General features: G+C 73.4%; 11 protein-coding genes and 3 pseudogenes. 10 read left to right on the top strand and 4 right to left on the bottom strand.

The window, feature by feature from the left end; translation table 11 throughout:
- The 9 genes and pseudogenes from MCAG_RS05430 to MCAG_RS05390 form a co-directional block, all read left to right on the top strand.
- A pseudogene (locus MCAG_RS05430) lies at positions 1-254 on the top strand (hypothetical protein); the annotation flags it as partial.
- 349 nt (positions 255-603) lie between these two features.
- Complete coding sequence (locus tag MCAG_RS05425) at positions 604-2,790, top strand: transglycosylase domain-containing protein (RefSeq protein ID WP_083802201.1); 2,187 nt, start codon at positions 604-606, stop codon at positions 2,788-2,790.
- Positions 2,791-3,032: 242 nt separating this feature from the next.
- Positions 3,033-6,155, top strand: a complete 3,123-nt coding sequence (locus MCAG_RS05420) for a hypothetical protein (RefSeq protein ID WP_007071966.1) — start codon at positions 3,033-3,035, stop codon at positions 6,153-6,155.
- Positions 6,156-6,354: 199 nt separating this feature from the next.
- The gene (locus MCAG_RS05415) at positions 6,355-6,816 is read left to right on the top strand and encodes a hypothetical protein (protein ID WP_007071964.1); all 462 of its coding nucleotides are present in this window, start codon (positions 6,355-6,357) and stop codon (positions 6,814-6,816) included.
- A 538-nt stretch (positions 6,817-7,354) separates the two neighbouring features.
- Complete coding sequence (locus MCAG_RS05410; RefSeq protein ID WP_157547906.1) at positions 7,355-8,956, top strand: GAF domain-containing sensor histidine kinase; 1,602 nt, start codon at positions 7,355-7,357, stop codon at positions 8,954-8,956.
- Between the two features lie 52 nt (positions 8,957-9,008).
- Positions 9,009-9,656, top strand: coding sequence for a response regulator transcription factor (locus tag MCAG_RS05405; RefSeq protein WP_036372435.1), 648 nt, complete (start codon positions 9,009-9,011; stop codon positions 9,654-9,656).
- Positions 9,657-9,789: 133 nt separating this feature from the next.
- Positions 9,790-10,611 (top strand): RNA methyltransferase, encoded by an 822-nt coding sequence (locus MCAG_RS05400; protein WP_036376440.1) that lies wholly within the window; start codon positions 9,790-9,792, stop codon positions 10,609-10,611.
- Positions 10,612-10,674: 63 nt separating this feature from the next.
- Positions 10,675-12,069, top strand: a pseudogene (gene argG / locus MCAG_RS05395) (argininosuccinate synthase); the annotation flags it as partial.
- 141 nt (positions 12,070-12,210) lie between these two features.
- A pseudogene (locus MCAG_RS05390) lies at positions 12,211-13,999 on the top strand (PucR family transcriptional regulator).
- Positions 14,000-14,018: 19 nt separating this feature from the next.
- Here MCAG_RS05390 and MCAG_RS05385 read toward each other — a convergent pair.
- Entirely contained in the window at positions 14,019-15,362 is a 1,344-nt protein-coding gene (locus MCAG_RS05385; protein WP_007071959.1) for a hypothetical protein, read from the bottom strand.
- An 88-nt stretch (positions 15,363-15,450) separates the two neighbouring features.
- Between MCAG_RS05385 and murD the strand changes: the two genes are divergently transcribed.
- Entirely contained in the window at positions 15,451-16,809 is a 1,359-nt protein-coding gene (murD, locus tag MCAG_RS05380; protein ID WP_007071958.1) for a UDP-N-acetylmuramoyl-L-alanine--D-glutamate ligase, read from the top strand.
- On the opposite strand, the gene MCAG_RS05375 is transcribed toward murD, so the two are convergent.
- The 3 genes from MCAG_RS05375 to MCAG_RS05365 all read right to left on the bottom strand — a co-directional run bounded on the left by MCAG_RS05375 (position 16,806) and on the right by MCAG_RS05365 (position 18,355).
- On the bottom strand, positions 16,806-17,234 hold the full coding sequence (locus MCAG_RS05375; RefSeq protein WP_232290091.1) for a DUF6114 domain-containing protein: 429 nt from the start codon (positions 17,232-17,234) through the stop codon (positions 16,806-16,808). The genes murD and MCAG_RS05375 overlap by 4 nt on opposite strands.
- 1 nt (position 17,235) lies before the next feature.
- Complete coding sequence (locus tag MCAG_RS05370; protein WP_036372432.1) at positions 17,236-17,865, bottom strand: DUF6230 family protein; 630 nt, start codon at positions 17,863-17,865, stop codon at positions 17,236-17,238.
- A 262-nt stretch (positions 17,866-18,127) separates the two neighbouring features.
- Positions 18,128-18,355: a hypothetical protein gene (locus MCAG_RS05365; protein ID WP_007071955.1), complete on the bottom strand. Its 228-nt coding sequence runs from the start codon at positions 18,353-18,355 to the stop codon at positions 18,128-18,130.
- Between the last annotated feature and the right edge of the window lie 51 nt (positions 18,356-18,406).

The raw sequence follows: 18,406 nt of genomic DNA, 5'->3' as shown, positions 1-18,406 counted from the left end.
TCAGCCTCGGCGACGGCACGATGCTGATGATCGCCGCTCCGCTGCTCGGCGTCGGCGGCGCGCTGGTCGGCTCGGTGCAGACCTTCGGGGCGATCTTCGTGCTGGTCGCCGGGATCGGCATCGGCTACCGGTCCGGCCGCCTCGTCCCCGCCGCCATCGCCCGGGACGCGGCCAGCGCCAGCGTCGCCACGGCGACCGGGCCGGGTGGCGGCGCGACCCCGGGGGCCGGCGGTGGCCCGCTCGCCGCCGGTTGACCGCTTGCCAGTTGCCGGCGACCGCACCGCACCACCCGTGGATGTGACCGTCCGGCAGCGCCCTGGCAGCCGGCCGGCCAGCAAGACCACGGCGGCTGCACGTACCCGTCTCGGCCCCTATGGACCTGCCCCGTTCGTGCTATCGGGCGGGCAGCGCGGGGTCGGCTCGATGTCCCGGGGCGTGGCACCGCGGGGAGCCTCCGGTACCGGCGCGGGGACGCGGCGATCCGGACAAGGGCGTCGACGGGCGGTGATCGGCCGACAGATTGCCGGCGGAGGGCGGTGAATTAGCCGACAACCCGCCGCCGAGGGTGGTCGGATCGCGGCTTTCGTGGCAATCCTTGGCGTCATGCCGCCACCCCGGTCGCCGCTGTCGCGGCTGTTCACCGTGCTGCTGGCCGGACTGCTCGCCGGCCTCGCCCTCGCCGCCGCCGCGCTCCCGGCCAACCTGCTGTTCGGCTACGCCGCGCAGGCGGCCGTCGGGTCGTACGCGGCGCTGCCCGAGGCGCTGCGCACCCCGGCGACCCCGCAGCGGTCGTACCTGTACGCCAACGACGGCAAGACGCTGATCACCACGTTCTACGACGTCAACCGCACCGACGTGCCGCTGGCCGAGATCGCCCCGGTGATGCGCGCGGCCATCGTGGCCGCCGAGGACCGCCGGTTCTACTCCCACGGCGGCACCGACCTGCGCGGCATCGCCCGCGCCCTGGTCGCCAACGTCACCGGCGGCGGCACCGAGCAGGGCGGCTCCACGCTGACCATGCAGTACGTCCGCAACGTGCTCAAGACCGACCCCAACCGCACCGCCGAGCAGCGGGCCTCGGCCACCGAGCAGACCGTCGGGCGCAAGCTCCAGGAGATCCGGTACGCCACGGCGCTGGAGCAGCGGCTCAGCAAGGACGAGATCCTCAACCGCTACCTCAACATCGCGTACTTCGGCTCCGGCGCGTACGGCATCGCGGCGGCCAGCCAGCGCTACTTCGCCAAGTCCCCCGCCGAGCTGACCCTGCCCGAGGCGGCCCTGCTCGCCGGCCTGGTCCAGTCGCCCGACGCGTACAGCCCGATCGGCGGGGACGCCGACGCGGCCCTGACCCGGCGGGCGTACGTGCTCGACGCGATGGCCGCCACCGGCGCGATCACCGCCGAGCAGGCCGCGACGGCCAAGGCCGAGAAGCTGGCCCTGCACCCCACCCAGCAGCCCAACGGCTGCACCGCCGTCGCCGAGGGCCACGACGACTGGGGCTTCTTCTGTGACTACCTGCGCCAGTGGTGGCTCACCCAGCCCGCGTTCGGCGCGACCGTCGCCGAACGGGAGCAGGCGCTGCGCCGGGGCGGCTACACCGTCGTAACCTCCCTGGACCCGAAGATCCAGCAGACCGCGCAGCAGCGGGCCACCGCCGTCTACGGGTACGACGACAAGCGCGCCCTGCCCATCGCGGCCGTGCAGCCCGGCACCGGCCGGGTGCTCGCCATGGCGGTCAACCGGCACTACAGCCTCGACCCGAACCCCGACGGGCAGACCAACCACCCCAACACCGTCAACCCGCTGATCTCCGGCGGTGGCGGCGTCGACGGGTACCAGGCGGGGTCGACGTTCAAGCTGTTCACCATGCTCGCCGCCCTGGAGAACGGCAGGCAGCTGGCCACCGGCTTCGACGCGCCCAGTCGGCTGCCCACCCGCTATGCCGCCGAGGGGGAGGGCAGCTGCGGCGGGAAGTGGTGCCCCGCCAACGCCAACCCGCAGTGGATGGACGGCTACCGCACCATGTGGGACGGCTTCGGCCGCTCCGTGAACACGTACTTCGTCTGGCTGTCCGAGCAGGTCGGCCCGGCGAAGGTGGTGGAGATGGCCCAGCGTCTCGGCATCACCTTCCGCGCCGACGCCGACGCCGCCTTCGCCCGGGACAACGCCGCCAACTGGGGGTCGTTCACCCTCGGCGTAGCCGCCACCACCCCCCTCGACCTGGCCAACGCCTACGCCACCGTGGCCGCCGAGGGGACGTACTGCGCCCCGCTGCCGGTGGTGTCGGTGACCGCCGCCGACGGCGACAGGGTCGACGTCGGCGAGCCGTCCTGCCGCAGGGTGCTCGACGCCGACGTGGCCCGGGCGGCCACCGACGCGGCCCGCTGCCCGGTCGGCCAGCAGAGCGCGTACCACCAGTGCGACGGCGGCACGGCCACCGCCGTGGACCGGATCGTCGGGCGCCCCGTCGCCGGCAAGACCGGCAGCTCGGAGCAGGCCGCCACGGAGACGTTCGTCGGCTTCACCCCGCAGGTCGCCGTCGCCGGCATCGCCGCCAACCCGGACGACCCGGGCGACCGGGTCGGCTCGAGCGTGCAGGCGAAGGTGATCGACGCGGTCGCCCGCACGATCCGCACCGCCGTGGACGGCCAGCCGGTCCGCGACTTCACCCCGCCCAGCCGTCAGCTGGCCGGCGAGGTGCACCGCCCGGCCCCGGAGCCGACGCCCACCCCGAGCCGGCAGGAGAACCTCCCACCGGACGTCCTGCGCTGGCTCAACCGCCGCGGCTGAACCCGACGCCCCTTGCGGGGCCCACGTGCTCCCGGCCGGGAGGACGAGTGTCCCTGCCCACCGGGACGTCCGGACCGCCAGGGTGGGTCCTCAGCAGGCGGGCGGGGACCCGCCCGGCGAGAGGAGCAGCGGTGAGGACAGCGGAAGCACCAATTCGACGATCAGGAAGCGGTGGGGGGCTCCGTATCGTCATGCTGGGTCGCCGGGGAGGCCGCCGCAGGCCCGGCGTCCGGTGGGGTGCCGTGGCACTCGGCGCGGCGCTGCTGGTCACGATGCACCAGACGCCCGCCCGGGCCGCCGACCCGGTGCCCTTCGACGAGCAGACGGTGCACGGCGCGCTCTTCGGTGCGGTCGTGCAGACCCGTGACGCCGGCGTGGCCGGCCTGAAGGATGCCCTGCTCACCGCCGAGCTGTTGGACTGGCGGGCCACCCACCAGGGGGCCGACGCCGGTCAGGTGGCCGGGCACGCGGCGGCCACCCGGGCGGTCGCCGACGCCGCCGTCCCCGACAGCGCCGGTGACGACCGTTCCCGGTTCGCCGTGGCGATGGCTGTCCTGGCCCGACTCGGCCAGGCGACCAGCACCGGCGCGGTCACCAACGGCCCCACGGTGCGCGCCTTCCTGACCAGCACCGTCGGGGCGGAGGGCGCCAACGTGGTGCCGGAGACGCTGAACCTGGTCCGCGGCGGTTACCAGGACGCGGCCTGGAACGCCCGATCCCGGGAGCTGGTCTGGTCGACCTGGACGCAGTTGCACCGCCGGGCCGCCGCCGACGACGCGCTCGCCACCGGGTGGGACACCGCGTTCGCGGGGCGCACCGGCACCGGGGTCCGAACCCCGGTCGACACCCTGCTGGCCACGAAGATCCACGAGCCACGGGCCGGCGGCAACACCGGAACCCTCGGGTACTACGTGCCGCTCGCGGCGATCCGTGACGAGCGTGACGACGCGACCGCCTACCGGGCGTTGGTGCAGGAGCGGGCGTTGGCCGCACTGGCCGTGCTCGACACCGGCGGCCGGACCCGGGTGGAGGAGGTGATCTCCCGGTCCACCGCCCACCCGGTGAACGAGGACCCGAAGCCCAGCCAGGCGGTGATCGACGAGGAGAAGCGGAAGACCGCCGAGAACAAGATCATATTCGAGGGCCTCGGATCCACCGTCAGCGTGCTCTCCACCCTGGTCGGCTTCGTCGACCCCGGCTTCGGCAAGCAGCTCGAAACCATCGGCAAGGCCGTGGTCACCTCGGTCACCGCCATCAACACCTACATGATGACGGTGCTCGGACAGGGGCTCGGAACCGCCGCGGTCGCGATGGGCACGGCGGTGATGACCGGCAACCTGCTCGGCGCGGCGGTCAGCCTGATCGGCCTGTTCACCGGTGGGGGCGACCCCAACGCCGCCATCCGGGCCGAGATCGGCAAGCTCCGCGACCAGATCAACCGGCTGGCCCAGGGCATCGACAAGCGGTTCGACCGGATCGAGTCGGCGCTCAGGGAGATGTACTCCGGGCTGGTCGCCCAGCTCGGCGAGCTGCTGAAGACGCTCGACGAGGTGCGGGCCAACCTCGGTCGGATCGCCACCCAGTTGCAGACCATCGAGCGCAAGGTCGACTCGATGGCGCTCGCCACCCACGTCGCGCTGGAGAACATCGCGCGGTCCGAGCTGAACTCGGTCATCACCACCTACGTGCACCACCGGGAGATCACCGGCCAGCCGATTCCCGACTACGTCAACACGTACTACCCGAAGGCCGAGTCGCCCACCTTCAAGTTCGCCACCGTCGACGCGGCGCAGGAGGGCACCTTCACCGCCCCGGCCGGCACCAGCCTCGCCGACCCGGTGGGCGTACTCGACCTCTACCTGCCCGAGGGCTCGATCAACTACCTGTCGCAGTGGGCCCGCAACAAGGTCGGCGGCACCTGGACCACCGGGCCGGTCGCCAACGCCGCCGCCTGGAACACCGCCGCCCGCGTCTACAACATCCTGCAACTGGAGAACCCGGCGTACGCCGTCCAGGTCAGCCCCGGGCGGGCCGCCGCCGTCGCCGTCGCCGGCGACACGATCAACGAGCGGGTGCGGGAGTTCAACCGCCCGAAGGCCGACGGTACCACCAACGACCTGTTCACCAGGCTGATGGCCGACTACCGCAACGCGGTCGTCGCCTGGAACCAGCAGGTGGAGAATGTGCGCAAGGGCGTCATCTGGAACGGCAACGACCAGCCCGCGCCGGTGCACGACATGTGGGGCAGCCCGGACCAGGAACTCCCGGCCGCCAACCGGATCCCGGAGACCGAGTCGATGGGCGGCTGCACCACCACCGTCAACCGGCCCGCCCGCTCGGTGCCGGCCACGATCCGTCGCGCCAACCTGCCCAACCCCTTCCACCTGACCCACCACGCGATGCCGCCGGGGCACAAGCCGACCTTCGCCACCTGCTACGAGGCCCAGTTCGTCAACGTCGAGGAGAACGAGGGCCCGCGGTTCCACACCTGGAGCGGGGATCTCCAGATCACGCTGCGGTCCCGGGTCAAGTGGGCCACCGGCGACTGGCAGACGGTGCAGACCGCGACCCGGGTCTTCCCGATCGGCACGTACTGCTCGTGGAGCACGACGTCACCGACGCCCAGCGGCTACTGCTACGACGAGAACAAGTACCTCAACGAGCGCTGGGGCACGTACCGGGCGGCGTTCGAGTCGGCGGCCATCCCGGTGAGCACGGCCCAGACGGCGACCGCCCGGACGAAGGCGGCGGCCATGCTCGCCGGCCGGCAGAAGTACTTCTACCGGGTGATGCGGGCCGGCACCGGGCCCAACCCGCCGAGCCCCGACACCTGGGAGGTGGCCCAGACGCTGTGGCAGCGGGGCAAGGCCGTGTCCAACGCGCTGCGGATGCTCCAGGCGTACACCGAGCTGGGCTGGGCCAGTGCGCTGGAGCAGGACGACAGTCTCAACGCGCTGCTCTTCGGTGCCAACGGGCTGCCCGCCGACTACACCCGCCCGCGTAACGACGCCGACCAGTCGCTCAACCAGCACCTCTACAACGCGTTCACGCAGGCGGTCGTCAACTACGCCGGCTGCGAGCAGACGGTGGACTGGGACGCGTGCGCCGGGGACAAGTCCGGCTTCGACCCGCAGCTCAACCAGGGTCAGTACGGCGTCGGCTGCGTGCAGGCGGACATCGCCGACAAGCCGCGGGAGCCGGTGAGCGGCTGCCTGGCCGGCACGGCCGCCGCCCGGCTCGCCCTGCTCCAGCAGCGTTACGACCACTGGTCGGGGCGGCTGCGCTCCGGCACCCACACCGAGGGACTGCCGAAGGTCAGCGCGGCGGTCGACATGACGCGGGCGACCAACACGAACCTGCACTGATCCGCAGGTGCCGCACCGGCCCGCCGGCCCGGGACGTCCGCCCCGGGCCGGCGGGACACCGCTCGGGTGACGATGAGCGGGACGTTCGCCGACGGCCACCGGTCCCCACGGCCGGTGCCACTGTGGACGCCCGTCACCTACGCTGCGCCGGGCCGGAGGAACCGGAGCCGGCGAGCAGGCAATCATCCGAGGAGCAGGCATGACCCTGAACACCGGCGCCGATCGGCGAATCCTGCTGATCGCCGCGAACGACACCTTCTGCCACGTCTACCAGAACCTCGCCGAGCTGCTCGCGGCCGCCGACCACGGCGAAAAGCTCGGCGGCGGCGTCGAGTTCTTCGACGTCACCGGCTGCCGGCTGCACCCCCACTTCTCCGCGGACTGGCGGCTGGAGGACCTCCAGACCGGCAACGACGCGGCCGACCCCGAGGCCGTCCGGGCGCGGTTGCGGGCCGTCCTGAGCCACCTGGTGCGGTACGTCCGCGACCATCCGGACGTGCTCGCCCAGTCCCGGATCTCCCTTGAGGACGCCCTAGCCGGGGTGCCCGCCCTCGACGGCCCGGACCTGTCGTCCGACCTCGGCGCTCTGCCCGACCACCTCGAACACGACAGCGGCAACTGGATGCACAACGCCATGCACGCGGCCGGCTGGGCGGACTGAGTCGCCCCGCACCGGGAGCACCACGCCGGGTACGGCCAGCCAGCCGGACCGTCCGACCACCACGACCGCCCGGAGGGCACACCTTGCCGCCGACCGCCGGCACACCGACCGCCCCCCGCCGTGGCCTGGCCGCGCTGGGCCTGGCCATCGCCGTACTCGTCCTGATCGGGCAGTGGCGCGAGCACGATTCGGCATCGGGCGGGCTGGTCGCGCTGACCGGCGCGATCGCGGTCTCGTTCACCGCCCTCGGTGGCCTGGTGCTCGCCGGGGTGCCCGGACACCTCGTCGGGAGGCTGATGGTGACGGCCGGGCTCACCGCCGGCCTGGCCGTCCTGGCGTTGAGCTGGCCGCGCCTGGCACCGGTGGCCTGGCTGAGCCAGTGGCTCTGGTGGCCGCCGTACGGCCTGATCTTCCTGGCCCTGCTGGTCTTCCCGGACGGCCGGCTGCCCGGCCGGCGCTGGCGTCCGGTCGCCGCCGGGCTCGTCGTCACCACCGGGGTCGCGGCCGTCGCCCTGGCGGTGGCCGCCACCAGCGACCCATGCCACTGCTCCTGTCCGCCGCGCCGGCGGCCACCCGCGAGGCGCAACTGCTGGTCCGGATCGCCCTGGTCACGATCGCCGTCGAGCTGCTGCTGGTGGTCGGGGTGCTCGGAGCGTTGGCCGGGCGCTGGCGGCGGGCCACCGGTGAGGCCCGCCAGCAACTCGCCTGCCTGCTGGCGGCCGGCGCGCTCTTCCTGCTCGGCTTCGGGCTGGACTGGATGAACCTCGCCGGGGCCTGGGTGCTGATGGTGGTCGCCGTCCCCGGCGCGATGACCCTGGCCGTGCTCCGGTACCGGCTGTACGGGCTGGAGCAGGTGATCAACCGCACCCTGGTCTGGCTGGTGATGAGCCTGCTGGTGATCGCCGCCTTCGTGGCCACCGTGGCGTTGCTGCGCGACCTCGTGCTGCGGGGCGACACCTCCAACGCCTCCCTGGTGGCGACCGGCCTGATCGCGGTCACCTTCGAGCCGCTGCGGCACCGGGTGCAGCGCGGCGTGAACCGACTGCTCTACGGCGACCGCGACGAGCCGTACGCGGTTCTGGCCCGACTGGGTGACCTGCTGGAACGGACGGTGGAGCCGCAGGCGGTGCTGCCGTTGCTCACCGGCACGATCGCCCGTTCGCTCCAGGTGCCGTACGTGGCGGTGGAACTCGGCGACGACGCCGGCCGGCCGGGGCAGCTACACGCCGAGCACGGCCGGGCCACCACCTCGGTCGAGCGGTTCGACATGGTGACCCACGGCCAACGGGTGGGGCGGCTGGTGGTGGCTCACCGGGCGGCCGGCGCCCGGTTCACCCCGCTCGAACGCCGGCTGCTCAGCGACGTCGCGCTGCACGCCTCGGTGGCGGCGGCGTCCGCCCGGCTGATCGGTGACCTGCGGGAGTCCCGGGAACGGCTGGTCATGGCGCGCGAGGAGGAACGGCGACGCCTGCGCCGCGACCTGCACGACGGCCTGGGCCCGGCCTTCGCCGGCATGTCCATGCAGGTACGGGCGGCCCGCAAGCTCGCCGGCACCGACCAGGAACGGTTGACCCAGATCCTCGACGGGCTCGCCGACGACCTGCGCACCTGCACCGGCGAGGTGCGCCAACTCGTCGACGAGCTGCGCCCGGCCGCCCTCGACCGGGGACTGGAGTCGGCGCTGCGGGCCGAGTGCCAACGCTTCGACGGGCCGAACCTGACCGTGCGGTTGCGGATCGAGGACGCCCTGCCCCGGCTGCCGGCCGCCGTCGAGGTGGCGGCCTACCGGATCGTGGGGGAGGCGCTGGCAAACGTGGCCCGGCACGCGCGGGCCCACTCGTGCGAGGTGGTGGTGCGGCGGGGTCGGACGCTGGTGATCGAGGTGTCCGACGACGGCGTCGGCATCGCCGGCCCCCGGCCGGGCGGGGTGGGGCTGGACTCGATGCGGGAACGCGCCGCCGAGCTGGGGGGCGAGTGCGAGGTGACCGGCCGGGAGCCGGGGGGCACCCTGATCCGGGTACGGCTGCCGTGCCGACCCGTATCCGATGCCCCGCCGGCGCCCGACGGGCCCGCGACGTCCGGAGTGGACGCTGCGATCCCGCCGGCGCCCGACGCCGGTGCGGGGGGTCGGGCCGACTGAGAGGATGACGGCGTACCGACGGGACGACAGGGCAGGGAGCGGGGCGACGGGGATGGTCGAGCGGATTCGGGTGCTGATCGTTGACGACCATCCGGTGGTCCGGCGCGGTCTGCGGACGATGCTCGAAGGGGAGAGCTGGGTCGACGGCATCGCCGAGGCGGCCACCTGTGCCGAGGCGGTCAGCAGCGTCGTGGCCGACCGGGTGGGGGTCGTCGCGATGGATGTGGCGCTGCCCGACGGCGACGGGGTGGAAGCGACCCGGCGGATCCTGCTGTCCCGGCCGGAGACCAGGGTGCTCATGCTGACCATGGCCGACGACGAGGACGTGGTGAACCGGTCGCTGCGGGCCGGCGCCCGGGGCTACGTGCTCAAGGACACCGATCCGGATGTGATCATCGACGCCCTGCGCACGGTGGCCGGTGGTGGCCTCGTCCTCGGCCCCCGGGTCGGCCCGCAGGTGCTGACCACCCTGCAACGCCAGCCGGTCGAGCTGCCGCCGCCGTTCGACCGGCTGACCCCCCGCGAGCGGGACATCCTGCGGCACCTGGCGACCGGCGAGACCAACGCCCGCATCGCGCGGCGCTTCGGGCTCAGCGAGAAGACGGTACGCAACCAGCTCTCCGCGGTCTTCGCCAAGCTCGGGGTGACCGACCGGGTGCAGGCTGCCCTGCTTGCCCGCGACGCCGGCCTCACCGGCTGAGCGGTCCGGTCGGCGGCGCGGCCGGAAAGCAGATCCCACGCGCCGCCTTCCCTGCCGAGGCGTGGTGAGAAGGGGACCCTTCTCTACCGTATGCGTTAACAAGGGGCCCTTCCTTGCACCTAAGGTGGGCCGGGTGCTCGTCCACCAGATCACCGACCCCGACGACGACCGGATCGCCGACTACCGGGCGCTCACCGACGTGGAGCTGCGTACCCGGTGGGAGCCGCCACACGGCCTGTTCATCGCCGAGGGGGAGCTGGTGCTGCGCCGGGCGCTGCGGGCCGGCTATCCGGCCCGGTCGTTCCTGGTCGACGCCAAACGGGTGGACCAGCTCGCCGACCTCGACACCGGCGACGCCCCGGTGTACGCGGCCACCCCGGACGTGTTGGAGAGGGCCACCGGCTTCCACGTGCACCGGGGGGTGCTCGCCTCGTTCCGGCGCAAGCCGCTGCCGGATGCCGCCGGGGTGCTCGCCGACGCGCGGCGGGCGGTGATCCTGGAGGACGTCAACAACCACACCAACCTCGGCGCGATCTTCCGGGCCGTGGCCGCGCTGGGGGTGGACGCCGTGCTGCTCTCGCCGTCCTGCGCCGACCCGTTGTACCGGCGCAGTGTCCGGGTCAGCATGGGCGAGGTCTTCGCCGTGCCGTATGCCAGGCTGGAGCCCTGGCCGGAAGCGCTGGCCGGGGTGCGGGCCGCCGGTTTCACCGTGCTGGCGATGACCCCGGCCCCGGACGCGGTGCCGATCCAGCGGCTGACCGTCGCCCAGCGGGCCCGGTCGGCGCTGCTGCTCGGCGCGGAGGGGGCGGGGCTGACCCGCGCGGCGCTGGACGCCAGCGACGCCCGGGTGGTGATTCCGATGCGGCGCGGCGTGGACTCGCTGAACGTCGCCGCCGCGACCGCCGTGGCCTGCTGGGAGCTGGGCCGCGACGATCCGCCGTTCGGCGACGGGTAGCTGCCGGTGCCGTCCGGACGCTTCGGCTTGCATGACCATGCGTCCTGATGAATAATCTTCCCCGTGTCCAAGGTTCTCACCTCCCTGCCCATCGGCGAACGTGTCGGCATCGCCTTCTCCGGCGGCCTCGACACCTCGGTCGCGGTCGCGTGGATGCGCGACAAGGGCGCCGTCCCCTGCGCCTACACCGCCGACATCGGCCAGTACGACGAGCCCGACATCGCCTCGGTGCCCGGTCGCGCGCTCAGCTACGGCGCCGAGGTCGCCCGGCTGGTCGACTGCCGCGCCGCCCTGGTCGAGGAGGGCCTGGCCGCGTTGACCTGTGGGGCCTTCCACATCCGCTCGGGCGGGCGGGCGTACTTCAACACCACCCCGCTGGGCCGGGCCGTGACCGGGACCCTGCTGGTGCGGGCGATGATCTCCGACGACGTCCAGATCTGGGGCGACGGCTCGACGTTCAAGGGCAACGACATCGAGCGCTTCTACCGGTACGGCCTGCTGGCCAACCCGCAGCTGCGCATCTACAAGCCGTGGCTCGACACCGACTTCGTCACCGAGCTGGGCGGGCGCAAGGAGATGTCGGAGTGGCTGCTCGAACGCGGCCTGCCGTACCGGGACAGCACCGAGAAGGCATACTCCACCGACGCCAACATCTGGGGCGCGACGCACGAGGCGAAGACCCTCGAACACCTCGACACCGGCATCGAGACGGTCAACCCGATCATGGGAGTCCGGTTCTGGGACCCGTCGGTGGAGATCCCGACCGAGGACGTCACGATCGGCTTCGACCAGGGCCGCCCGGTGACGATCAACGGCAAGGAGTTCGGCAGCTCCGTCGACCTGGTGCTGGAGGCCAACGCCATCGGCGGCCGGCACGGCCTGGGCATGTCGGACCAGATCGAGAACCGGATCATCGAGGCCAAGAGCCGGGGCATCTACGAGGCACCCGGCATGGCGCTGCTGCACGCCGCGTACGAGCGGCTGGTCAACGCCATCCACAACGAGGACACCCTGGCGAACTACCACAACGAGGGCCGCCGCCTCGGCCGGCTGATGTACGAGGGCCGCTGGCTGGACCCGCAGGCGCTGATGCTGCGCGAGTCGTTGCAGCGCTGGGTCGGCACGGCGGTCACCGGCGAGGTGACCCTGCGGCTGCGCCGGGGCGAGGACTACTCGATCCTGGACACCACCGGCCCGGCGTTCAGCTACCACCCCGACAAGCTGTCGATGGAGCGTACCGAGGACTCGGCGTTCGGCCCGTCGGACCGGATCGGCCAGCTCACCATGCGCAACCTGGACATCGCCGACTCGCGGGCGAAGCTGGAGCAGTACGCCTCCCTCGGCATGGTCGGCGGCGGGCCCTCCCAGCGGATGGTCGGCGCCGCGCAGGCGGCCTCGACCGGGCTGATCGGCGCGATGCCGCAGGGCGGCGCGGAGGCCATCGCCTCCCGGGGGCGTCCTCCTCCGCCGACAACGAGGGCGCTTCGACCGCGCCGCGATGGAGCTCGGCGTGGCCCTGCGCGACACCCGGGCCCGGCGGACCTGTTCAAAAGCGGCGACCTGTTCAGGTTCGGGGTCACGGACGGTAGCGTGTCGCCCGTGTTCCCTACCGTCCGTGAGGTGCTCGCGCTCGACCCGGTTCGCCACGGGGCGCCCCGCCTCGTGGCGGGACAGGCCGGTCTGGACCGGCCGGTGCGCTGGGTGCACGTGGCGGAGGTGCCCGACATCGCCACCCTGCTGCGCGGCGGCGAGCTGGTGCTCACCACCGGCATCGGACTGCCCGCCGACGACGCCGGACTGCGCGCGTTCATCGGCGGGCTGGCGGACGTCGGGGTCTCCGGTCTCGTCGTCGAGCTGGGCCGCCGGTACGTCAGCGGGGTGCCCCGGGTGATGGCCGCCGCCGCCGCCCGGCGCGGGCTGCCCCTGGTCGAGCTGCGCCGGGCCACCCCGTTCGTGCGGGTCACCGAGGCCGTGCACGCGCTGATCGTCGACGCCCAGCTCACCGAGCTGCGGGCGACCGAGGAGATCCACCAGCGGTTCACCGAGCTGTCGGTCGAGGGCGCCGGCCCGGCCGAGGTGGTCCGGCAGGCCGCCGAGTTGTCCGGCTGCCCGGTGGTCGCTGGAGAACCTGTCGCGGCAGGTGCTCGCGTACGACCCGGCGGGGGAGAGCGCCGAGCTGCTGCTGGACGGCTGGGAGCAGCACTCGCGGCGGATCAGCCCGCCCGGACGGACCGCGTACGACCCGGACCGGGGTTGGCTGGTGACCACCGTCGGGGCCCGGGGGCAGGACTGGGGGCGGCTACTGCTGCGCTGGTCGGGCGGCGGCGAGCTGACCACCTACGCGCCGGCCGGCGACGGCGGGCCGGAGTCGGACCCCGCCAGCGTCGCCCCGCCGCCCGTGGCCCCGCCGACCCGGCTGACCATCCTCGTCGAGCGGGCCGCCTCGACCCTCGCGCTGGGCCGGCTGATCCGCCGTGACGCCGAGGGGCTGGAGCGGCAGATCCACCGTACGCTGCTCACCGCCCTGCTGGACCACTCCCGCCCGGTGGACGAGGTGGCCCTGCGCGCGCGGGCGCTCGGGGTGGTGCTGGACCGCCGGCACCTGGTCGGCGTCGTGGTGCGCTACCGGACCGACGAGCCGGCCGCCGACGGGGCTCCGCCGGTCGACCCGGAAGCGGGCCCAGCCCGGCTGCGGGACCTGTCCGAGGCGGTGGGGCAGGCCCTGCGGGAGGCGAAGCTGACCGGGCTGAGCAGCGCCGTCGACGACCAGGCCGTCGGCGTGCTGCTGGCCCTGCCCGACCCGGCGACCGAGGAGCGGGCGCTGGCCGGGTTCGCCGCCGCACTGCGCCGCAACCGGGTCGACGCCGCCGGGTCGAGGGCCGCCGAACCCGCCCCGGCCCGGGTGACGGAACCCGCCCCGGCCCGGGGGGTCGGGCCCGGCGCGGTGATCGTCGCCGCAGGCTCCGGGGTGGCTAGCCTGCGGGAGGCGCGCCGCTCGCTGGTGGAGGCGCGGCAGGTCGCCGACGCGGCCCGTCGGGACCGTCGGGACCTGCCGATCTTCCGGCTGCCGCACGTCGGGCTGGCCGGCCTGCTGCACCTGCTGCGGGACGAGCCGCGCCTGCAGACCTTCGTCGAGCGCGAGCTGGGTGCCCTGCTGGCGTACGACGCCCGGCACCCCCGGGAGCAGCTCCTGGGCACCCTGCGGGCGTACCTGGAGCAGGGCCGGAACAAGTCGGCGGCGGCTGCCGCGGCGCACCTGTCCCGGCCGGCGTTCTACGAGCGGCTGGCCCGCATCGCCCGGGTCCTCGACGTGGACCTCGACTCGGTGGAGGCGTGTCTCTCCCTGCACGTGGCCCTGCTGGCCCTGGACGCCATCCGCACCCCGTGACCCCCGCCCGCCGTGCTGGTCACTGCGCGAGGGCCTTGGCGTAGGGGGGTGGAATGTGGTGGGGGCCGCCGGGGGTGAAGACGTCCGAGGTCGCCGCCGCCGACCAGGCGGTCTCCGGGACGGCGTCGACGAGGGCGCGGACGACCGGGGCGTCGCGCCACTGGTCCTGCTCGGCGAGGAGGCTGAGCGCGACCACCGACTCCTCGACCTCGCCGACGCACTCGAACGGCTTGTGCCCGTCCACGCCGAGCAGCTCCCGGTACCCGGGGATCTGGGTCTCGTCGGCCAGCAGGTCCCCGCCGAAGATGTGCACGACCCGCTCGCGCGGCATGAACGGCGCCATGGCCAGGAAGACGAACCGGCACTTCGGGCAGTCGCGGCACCAGCGCTCGCTCGCGTCGCGCAGCTTGAACGCGGCGTTGCAGCTCGTCACCACGTCGTCGTACCGGTCGATCTGGGCGAAGAGCCGGGCGATGTGCAGTTCGGACAGCGAGCGCAGCAGCGAGAAGTACGGCTCGGTGAGCCCGGCGTGCTCGGCCAGCGCTGCCCGCAGCAGCCCTTCGGCCTCCACCCCCTTGGACCACTGGTGGTTGATCTCGTGTCCGTTCCAGACCAGGTTCGGGTCGGACGCGGACCGCTCGTTGGACATCACCACCGGGCCGAGCCTGTTGAGCACCGCCGTGGCGACCGCGATCAGCGAGTTGATCGCGGTGACCGGGATGTGCCCGTTGCGGGCGCCGGCGGCGTTGAGGTCGAACAGCACCGGGTCGATGCGCCGCCGGGCCGCGAGGGGGGCCAGCCCGGACGCCTCGTTGACCGCGACGATGACGTGGTTCGGGTTCACCGAGAACGGCACCGGGTCGAGGCCGGCGCGGCGCAGCGCCTCCAGGCTGACGATGGAGTCCTTGCCGCCGCCGACGGCCGACAGTGGCCGCAGGTCCGAGTTGTCGTACTCGCGGGCGGGCGGCACCGACCCCGCGGGGATCTCCGGGGTCAGCTCCAGCACGTGCGGGAGCTGGTTGCGGTACGCGTACTCGGCGAGGCCCTTGGTGTAGACGGCCGTGACCAGCGCGGCGGCGGCCTCGCCCAGCGGCGCCGGCAGCACCAGCCGGCGGGGCGCGGCGGCCTTGTAGTAGCTGACGCCGGCGACCACGTGCAGCAGTTCCAGGACCCGACCGAGGGTCGCCACCGTGGCGTCGGACGGCGGCTCGGCCGGCAGCGGCAGGGTGATCACCTCGGTGAACCGCTGCTCGCCGTCGGGACCGGTGAGGGCGTAGTCGAACAACGCCTCGCCGGTGGCGAGGTCGATCGAGTAGGACGGGAAGGTGAAGGCGTCCATCCGCCGGAGCTGCTCGTTGGGCACACGCCATACTAGGCCCTGGTTCGTCCGGTCGTGCCCGGCTGCGCCGGACCCGGCCTGCTGACGTGCCCCACCGTGGAGGAGATCACCTGTGCGCCTGTCTGACCTGCGCGGACGTACCGTCGCCGTCTGGGGCGCCGGCCGGGAGGGCCGGGCGGCGGTGATCGCGATCGCCGCGCACGGCCCGGCGGACCTGGTCGCGGTCGACGACAGCGCCAACTTCCTGGCCCTACCCTGGGAGGGGCCGCTGGCCGAGGCGGCCCCGCTGGTCACCGGCGAGGAGGGCTTCGCCCGGCTGGCCGCCGCCGAGGTGGTGGTCCGCTCGCCCGGGGTGCCGAACACCCACCCGTGGCTGGTCGAGCTGCGCGGCCGGGGCGTCACCGTCACCCAGGGCAGCGCGCTGTGGATGGCCGACCACGCCCGGCGGACCGTCGGGGTGACCGGCAGCAAGGGCAAGTCCACCACGTCCAGCCTGATCAGCCACCTGCTCACGGCGGTCGACCGGCCGAACGTCTTCGGCGGCAACATCGGGGTGCCGCTGCTCGATCTGCCCGACGCCGACCTGTACGTGCTGGAGCTGTCCAGCTACCAGTGCGCCGACCTGACCGACTCGCCCCGCGTCGCGGTGGTCACCGCGCTCTTTCCCGAGCACCTCGACGCGCATGGCGGCGAGCGGGAGTACTACCGGGACAAGCTCAACCTGCTCGCGCACGGGCCGCAGACGATCGTGGTCAACGGGGCGGACCCGCGGCTCGCCGCCGAGTTGGGCGACCGGCCAGCCGTGCGCGCCGGCTCCCCGGACACCACGCACGTGGCCCCGGGCCCGGACGGCACGCCCTGGTTCCACCTCGGCGACCGGCCGCTGTTTCCGCGCGCGGTGCTGCCCCTGGTGGGTCGGCACAACGAGGGCAACCTCTGCGTCGCCCTCGCCGTGCTCGCGGCGCTCGGTGTCGACGTGGTGGCCCGCGCCGACGCCCTCGCGGTCGCGGTCGCCGGGTTTCAGGGCCTGGCCCACCGGCTCACCGAGATCGCCGACCCGTCGGGCCTCACCTTCGTCGACGACACCCTGGCCACCAGCCCGTACGCGGCGATGCACGCCATCGACGCGTACGAGGGGCGGCCGGTGACGGTGATCGTCGGCGGCGCCGACCGGGGGCTGGACTACGCCCCGCTGCGGGAGCACCTGGCCGAGCGGGAGATCACCGTGCTCGGCATCCCGGACAGCGGGCAGCGGATCGTGGCCACCCTGGCCGGGCTGCCGCGGGTGCGGGCCGAAGTGGTGGACGACCTGGTGGCCGCCGTGCGCCGGGCCCGGGAGTTGACCCCGGCCGACGGGGTGGTGCTGCTCTCGCCGGCCGCGCCCAGCTACGGCCGGTTCCGCAACTTCGAGCACCGCTCCGAGGTCTTCGCCGAGGCGGTCCGGGACACCGCCGGCCACCCCGCCCGCTAGCCGCGCCGGGCGGCCTTGACCGGGGTCCAGGCGAACGCGAGGCAGCCGCCGACCAGCGCGAGCAGCATCCCGACGAAGAAGCCGCCCAGGTTGGAGGTCAGCCAGGAGACCAGGGCGAGCACCAGGGAGACGAGCGCGTAGAAGAGCCGCTGCGGCGGGTGGGCCAGGAGCAGCACGCCGCACAGCAGCAGGATGACCGGCACGAGGTACCCGGCCAGCCCCTGTGGCCCGATGTGCAGGATCACCGGCAGCGGCGCGCGCAGTGTCACGAGGATCTCGGCGCCGCCGATGGCGACCAGCAGGCCACCCCAGAAGGGGCGGCTGCGCCGCCAGGCCCGCCACCGGCCGACCGTCCGCCCGGCGCCGCCGGAGATCGGCCCCGCGGCGGGACCGTCGACCCGGGGCGCCACGCCACCCTCGGGCATCTCAGCAGCCTTCGGCGGTGAACCGCATCCGCAGGTTCGGCAGGGTGAACACGGCGGCCGTGGTCGCGTAGTTGTTCTGCCGTAGCCCCGTGATGCTCACCTTGTCGGCCTGCTGGCCGAAGACGCCCGGGTTGCCCCGCACGCCGGGCACCTTGTCCAGCGTGCTGGCGTCCTGGCCGATGTCGATCGACGTGAACGACGCGTTGCCGGAGATCTCGTCGGAGTCGACGACGAGGGTGCGGGCGCTCACCGGTTTCCCGTTGTTGCCGGCGGTGAGCTTCATGTACATGCCGCCGAGGTTGATGCTCTGGCACAGGTTGGTCAGCTCGGCCTTGTCGATCGCCGAGACGAGCACGACGATTTGGCCGCCGGTGTCGCCCTGGTTGGGGCTGTCCTCGATCATCTGGTCGATGGTGGCGAACTGCTCGAACCCGGTCCCGTCGAGCTTGTCGGCGGTGACGACGAAGGGCATGCCGGAGATCGCGAACTGCGCGCCGAGCACCCCCTGGGCGGTGAGCAGCACCATTCCGGCGGCACCAATTCCGGCGGCGGCCAGGCTGACCGCGAACCGCCGCCAGCGCACGCCGCCGGAGGGCGGGACCGGCTCGGTGGGTACGGTGTCGTCCGACATGACGGCTCCTCTTCGAGATCGATTTGTCCGCGACAATGCGGGAGTCCGCGTCGCGGAGCGGGCCGGTGATCTGAATTGGTTTGCGCACGGCGTGTTGGATGTCGTCGCAGGGCGAAGTTACCGCTGGGTAAAGGGTGGGTCAACACCGATGTCCAGTGGAGTCGGTCGATCTGCGAAATGTGGCTGATAGTGAGAAACCGCAGCGGTTTCTGACCGTGTGACGGCGATCAGGTCGAGGGCCGGGACGGCCCGGTCGTGGCGCTCAGGCGTCCCGTCGGGGTGGCCGTGCCGGGTCGACGGCGCAGGGAGCGGTGACGCCCCCGGCTCCCGCGTCGGCCGCCCGTGCCACCCGGCCGCCGGCCTCCGGGCCGAGAAACGGCGCGGTCATCGCGTACGTCAGGACGGGCAGGAGTTGGGGCAGTTCGGCGGTGCGCCCCTGGCTCACCCGGTGTCGCAGGGTGCCGTAGATGCCACCGACCACCGTGGTCACCAGCAGGTCGTCCTCCTACAAGGGGACAGGGGTGACCGGGGGCGGGCGGGG

Source organism: Micromonospora sp. ATCC 39149, assembly GCF_000158815.1.
Classification (GTDB): Bacteria; Actinomycetota; Actinomycetes; order Mycobacteriales; family Micromonosporaceae; genus Micromonospora.
This window is presented reverse-complemented; position numbering and strand designations above follow the sequence as displayed.